General features: G+C 63.7%; 4 protein-coding genes. All 4 read right to left on the bottom strand.

Going from position 1 to position 5,360, the window contains the following annotated elements; genetic code table 11:
* Positions 1-34: 34 nt before the first annotated feature.
* From Q8M42_RS01160 to Q8M42_RS01145, 4 genes are read right to left on the bottom strand one after another with little or no spacing between them, the layout of a single operon-like run.
* Positions 35-667 carry a sarcosine oxidase subunit gamma gene (locus Q8M42_RS01160; RefSeq protein ID WP_304871224.1) on the bottom strand — a complete coding sequence of 211 codons (633 nt, stop codon included), beginning with the start codon at positions 665-667 and terminating at the stop codon, positions 35-37.
* A complete protein-coding gene (locus Q8M42_RS01155; RefSeq protein ID WP_304871226.1) occupies positions 660-3,680 on the bottom strand; it encodes a sarcosine oxidase subunit alpha in 3,021 nt (1,006 codons plus the stop codon). Before Q8M42_RS01155 ends, Q8M42_RS01160 begins: the two co-directional genes overlap by 8 nt.
* The gene (locus Q8M42_RS01150) at positions 3,677-4,003 is read right to left on the bottom strand and encodes a sarcosine oxidase subunit delta (protein WP_090379269.1); all 327 of its coding nucleotides are present in this window, start codon (positions 4,001-4,003) and stop codon (positions 3,677-3,679) included. Before Q8M42_RS01150 ends, Q8M42_RS01155 begins: the two co-directional genes overlap by 4 nt.
* 12 nt (positions 4,004-4,015) lie before the next feature.
* Positions 4,016-5,266 carry a sarcosine oxidase subunit beta family protein gene (locus Q8M42_RS01145; RefSeq protein WP_304871229.1) on the bottom strand — a complete coding sequence of 417 codons (1,251 nt, stop codon included), beginning with the start codon at positions 5,264-5,266 and terminating at the stop codon, positions 4,016-4,018.
* Positions 5,267-5,360: the final 94 nt, after the last annotated feature.

The raw sequence follows: 5,360 nt of genomic DNA, 5'->3' as shown, positions 1-5,360 counted from the left end.
CCCCATAGGGGAGAGGGAGCCGTTCGTATCAGCCTCAGACCTTGATCGCCAAGCCGTACTCGGCGCTGGCGTCCTGCAGCCACAGCCAGAAGTAATCGGAGAAGCTGCGGCGGATCAGCAGTTCCCAGGTGTCTTCGCCAGTGTGACGGATCACCAGTTGCGACTTGGCGAAGTGGGTGCCCACCGCCTTGCCCACCGGGAAGTTGCTCGGATGAACGTCGTAGCTGGTGGACTTCATCAGCACTTCGCGCACCTTCGGCCCGCTCAGTTCCAGCAGGGTCTGCCCGCCGCTGACGTTGACGATCGAAATATGCTGACCCTCCAGGGCTTCGCGCAGCTTCTGCTCGACTGCGAACTCGCTGCCGCTCGGCACAATCAGCAGCCACTCATCCGGCGCCAGCCATTGCAGCGAGGTGTCGCCAGCCGCCACCAGGGTCAGCGCCACCGGCAGCTCCAGGCCCAGAGCCTTGTGTACTCCACCGGCAAACGCCGGGTCCTTGGCGTCGCCACGCAGGGTCAGGTGCCCGAGCAGCTTTTTCTCACGCAGGGTCACCCCGGCGCTGGCTGAACCTTTACCTGCCAGCTGTTCAAGCCCGGCATGGAACAGGGGCGATTCGGCATGTGCGGCGGCCGGACGTTGCTGATAGACATTGATCAAGTTAGACATTCTGGCGATCCCCTTTCGGGTCATAGAACACGGAGCTGACGATTTCGGCTTCGATCAGGCTGCCATCAGCCAGCGGTGCGAACACCCGCTCGCCGATGCGTTTGAGGCCGCCCTTGACCACGCCCATGGCGAAGCTGTAACCGAGGCTGGCGCTTATATAGCTGGAAGTGACGTGGCCGACCATGCTCATTGGGATGGACTGTTTCGGGTCAAATACCAGCTGCGCGCCTTCCGGCAGCACGGTGTTCGGGTCGACGGGCTTGAGCCCGACCAGCTGCTTGCGGTCTTCGCGCAGGCTGTCTTCGCGGTTCATGCCGCGCCAGCCGATCCACGAGAAGGGTTTGGTTCGCCCTACGCACCAGCCCATATTGAGGTCGTCTGGAGTCACCGAACCGTCGGTGTCCTGACCGACGATGATGAAGCCCTTCTCGGCCCGCAGCACGTGCATGGTCTCGGTGCCGTAAGGCGTCAGGCCATGCTTCTTGCCCGCTTCGATGATCTTTTCCCACACGCCCGGGGCGTAATCGGCCTGCACGTTGACTTCATAGCTCAGCTCACCGGTAAAGGAGATGCGGAACACCCGCGCCGGCACACCGCCGACCAGGCCTTCCTTCCAGGTCATAAACGGGAAGCCTTCCTTGTCCAGGTCAATATCGGTGACCTCGGCCAGCAGCTTGCGGCTGTTGGGGCCGGACAGGGTCATGGTCGCCCAGTGGTCGGTGACCGAGGTGAAGTACACCTTCAGCTCCGGCCACTCGGTCTGGTGGTAAATCTCCAGCCATTCCATCACCCGCGCGGCACCGCCGGTGGTGGTGGTCATCAGGAAGTGGTTGTCGGCCAGGCAGGCGGTAACGCCGTCGTCGAAGACCATGCCGTCTTCCTTGCACATCAGGCCATAGCGCGCCTTGCCCACATCCAGCTTGGTCCAGGCGTTGCTGTACACACGGTTGAGAAACTCGCGGGCATCCGGGCCTTGAATGTCGATTTTGCCGAGGGTTGAGGCATCCAGAATGCCCACCGCATTGCGTACCGCCAGGCACTCGCGGGCCACGGCGGCGTGCAGGTCTTCACCGGCTTTAGGGAAATACCAGGGACGTTTCCACTGGCCAACGTCCTCGAACTCGGCACCGTTCTGCAGATGCCAGCTGTGCATGGCGGTGTAGCGTTTGGGCTCGAACAGCGCGCCACAGTGCCGGCCGGCCACCGCGCCGAAGGTCACCGGCGTGTAGTTCGGGCGGAACATGGTGGTGCCCATCTGCGGGATGCTGATGCCCAGCGAGCGGGCGGCAATCGCCAGGCCATTGATATTGCCCAGCTTGCCCTGATCGGTGCCGAAGCCCAGCGCGGTGTAGCGCTTGACGTGCTCGACCGACTCGAAGCCTTCGCGCGTTGCCAGCTCGATACCAGCAGCGGTGACATCGTTCTGCAGGTCGACAAACTGCTTGGGCGCACGCGCCGTCGGTTTGTCGTGCGGCACCTGGAACAGCGCCAGGGAAGGCTCTTCCATGCGTACTGCCACCTGCGGCAGGCTGGCGGAAACCGCCTTGAAGCCTGCTTCGGCAGCCGCCGACACGCCGGCCTCGAAACCATCGGCCAGGGCATCACCCAGGCCGAATACGCCATTTACCGCACCGGCACACAGGCGCTTCTGGAAGCCGCCCTCGCCCGGGACAAAGGCCAGAATATCTTCACGCCAGGTCGGCCGACCGCCCAGGTGCGAGGCCAGATGCACCACCGGGCTGTAGCCGCCGGAGCTGACGATCAGGTCGCAATCCAGCACTTCACCGGGGCTGCTGACTTTATGGCTCTGCACATCGATGGCGCAGATACGCGCAGCGGTAACCCGCTTGCTGCCAGCGGCTTCCACCACGGCGCTGCCGGTGAGAATACGCACACCACGGCTGCGAGCCTCTTCCACCCAGCTACCGCGTGGGTTGCTGCGGGCATCGGCCACAGCAACCACCTGCAGACCGGCGTCGAGCCAGTCGAGCACCACGCGGTAGGCGTAATCGTTGTTGGTCGACAGCACCAGCTGCTTGCCTGGTGCCACGCCATAACGGCGCACGTAGGTGGACACCGCATCGGCGAGCATATTGCCCGGCACGTCGTTGTTGGCGTACACCAGCGGCCGCTCGTGGGCGCCGGTGGCCAGCACCACACGCTTGGCGCGTACGCGATGCATCCGTTGACGCACCATACCGAGTGGCGCGATTTCACCTAAGTGATCAGTCAGGCGCTGGTGAATGGTGAGGAAGTTGTGGTCGTGGTAACCGTTGACCGTGGAACGCGGCAACAGGGTCACTTCAGGCATGCCGGACAATTCGGCAATCACCTGCGCGGCCCAGTCGGCGGAGGGTTTGCCGTCGAGGGTTTCGCGGGTGCTGAGCAGGCTGCCGCCAAACTCTTCCTGCTCGTCCGCCAGAATCACCCGCGCACCGCTGCGCGCAGCCGCCAATGCAGCGGCCAGGCCCGCCGGGCCAGCACCGACCACCAGCACGTCGCAATGCTGATTCATGTAGTCGTAGCTGTCCGGGTCCACGGCGGTTGGCGCACGGCCAAGACCTGCGGCCTTGCGGATGTACTTCTCGTAGGTCAGCCAGAGGTTTTGCGGGTACATAAAGGTTTTGTAGTAGAAGCCCGGCGGCATCATCTTGCCGCCGACCTTGCCGAGAATGCCCATCAGGTCGGTGTTTACGCTCGGCCAGCCGTTGGTGCTGCTGGCCACCAGGCCGGCATACAACGCCTGCTGGGTGGCGCGCACGTTGGGGATCTGCGCCGCTTCGGTGCTGCCGATCTGCAGCACGGCGTTTGGCTCTTCGGCGCCGGCAGCAACAATGCCGCGCGGCCGCGAGTACTTGAAGCTACGCCCGACGATATCCACACCGTTGGCCAGCAAGGCGGCCGCCAGGGTGTCACCGGCAAAGCCTTCATAGCTCTGCCCGTTGAAGCTGAATGTCAGGGGCTGGCTGCGGTCAACGCGGCCGCCAGTAGCAAGACGATTGACCTGGCTCATGCCGTTACTCCTTGGTCGATGGCCTTTTTCTCGGCAGTGCCGGCAGCGGTGACGCTGGGCTTCTCACCGATCTTGTAGGTTTCGAGAATTTCGTAGGTCACCGTGTGACGGGTGGCGTTGAAGTACTTGCGGCAACCGGCCGAATGCACCCACAGCTCATGGTGAATGCCGCGCGGGTTATCGCGGAAGAACAGGTACTCGCCCCACTCGGCATCAGTGCAGGCGGCCGGGTCCAGCGGGCGCGGAATATGCGCCTGGCCCTTGGCGTGGAATTCCTCTTCGGAGCGCAGTTCGCCGCAGTGAGGGCAGAAGATATGCAACATGGGTAAGCCCTCTTAGTGAGCCACGGCAGCAGCGCCGTGCTCGTCGATCAGTGCGCCGGTGTGGAAACGGCCCATGGCGAACGGTTTGGCCAGCGGGTGCATTTCACCCTTAGCCAGGCTCGCAGCGAACACGTGGCCCGAACCCGGCGTGGCCTTGAAGCCGCCGGTGCCCCACCCGCAGTTGAAGAACAGGTTCGGCACAGGGGTCTTGGAAATGATCGGACAGGCGTCAGGCGAGGTGTCGACGATGCCGCCCCACTGGCGGTTCATGCGTACCCGCGAGAGCACCGGGAACATCTCGACGATGGCCTGCAGGGTGTGTTCGATGGTGCCGTAGGAGCCGCGCTGGCCGTAGCCGTTGTAGCCGTCGATGCCGGCACCGATGACCAGGTCGCCTTTGTCCGACTGGCTGATATAGCCGTGCACGGCGTTGGACATGATCACGCTGTCGATAATCGGCTTGATCGGCTCGGACACCAGCGCCTGCAGCGGATGGGATTCCAGCGGCAGGCGGAAACCGGCCAGGCCTGCCATATGCCCGGAGTTACCGGCAGTGACCACGCCCACGCGCTTGCCGCCGATAAAGCCCTTGTTGGTTTCCACGCCGATGCACACGCCGTTTTCCTTACGGAAACCTATCACCTCGGTCTGCTGCAGCAGGTCGACGCCCAGGGCATCGGCGGCACGGGCATAGCCCCAGGCCACGGCGTCGTGACGGGCCACGCCACCGCGGCGCTGCACGGTGGAACCCATCACCGGGTAACGGGTGTTCTTGCTGCAGTCCAGATAGGGAATCTCTTCGGCCACCTGCTTAGCGTCCAACAGCTCGCCGTCCACACCGTTGAGGCGGTTGGCGCTGACGCGGCGCTCGGAGTCGCGCATGTCCTGCAGCGTATGGCACAGGTTGTAGACGCCGCGCTGGCTGAACATGACGTTGTAGTTGAGGTCCTGGGACAGGCCTTCCCACAGCTTCATCGCATGCTCATACAGGTGCGCCGACTCATCCCACAGGTAGTTGGAGCGCACGATGGTGGTGTTGCGCGCGGTATTACCGCCGCCCAGCCAGCCCTTCTCGATCACCGCGACGTTCTTGATGCCGAACTCTTTGGCCAAGTAATAGGCCGTGGCCAAACCGTGGCCGCCACCGCCGACGATGATCACGTCGTACACCGGCTTGGGCGTTGGGTTGCGCCACATGCGCTGCCAGTTTTCGTGGTGGCTGAACGCGTGTTTGAACAGGCCGAAGCCGGAATAACGTTGCATAAAGGTGCTCCTGAATTCTGTTCCCCTCTCCCCCTGGGAGAGGGGCTAGGGGAGAGGGTGGCGGCCCGCTCCCCCCCGTCGGGCACCCACTCCC

This window comes from Pseudomonas sp., from assembly GCF_030684895.1.
Taxonomy (GTDB): domain Bacteria; phylum Pseudomonadota; class Gammaproteobacteria; order Pseudomonadales; family Pseudomonadaceae; genus Aquipseudomonas.
The sequence above is the reverse complement of the archived record's forward strand: the minus strand, read 5'-3'. Positions and strand labels throughout refer to the sequence as shown.

What these genes read in the sequence shown, in the direction of transcription:
- Q8M42_RS01150 (WP_090379269.1), bottom strand. Translation starts at nt 4,003, where the DNA reads ATGTTGCATATCTTCTGCCCTCACTGCGGCGAACTGCGCTCCGAAGAG.
- Q8M42_RS01155 (WP_304871226.1), bottom strand. Translation starts at nt 3,680, where the DNA reads ATGAGCCAGGTCAATCGTCTTGCTACTGGCGGCCGCGTTGACCGCAGC.
- Q8M42_RS01145 (WP_304871229.1), bottom strand. Translation starts at nt 5,266, where the DNA reads ATGCAACGTTATTCCGGCTTCGGCCTGTTCAAACACGCGTTCAGCCAC.
- Q8M42_RS01160 (WP_304871224.1), bottom strand. Translation starts at nt 667, where the DNA reads ATGTCTAACTTGATCAATGTCTATCAGCAACGTCCGGCCGCCGCACAT.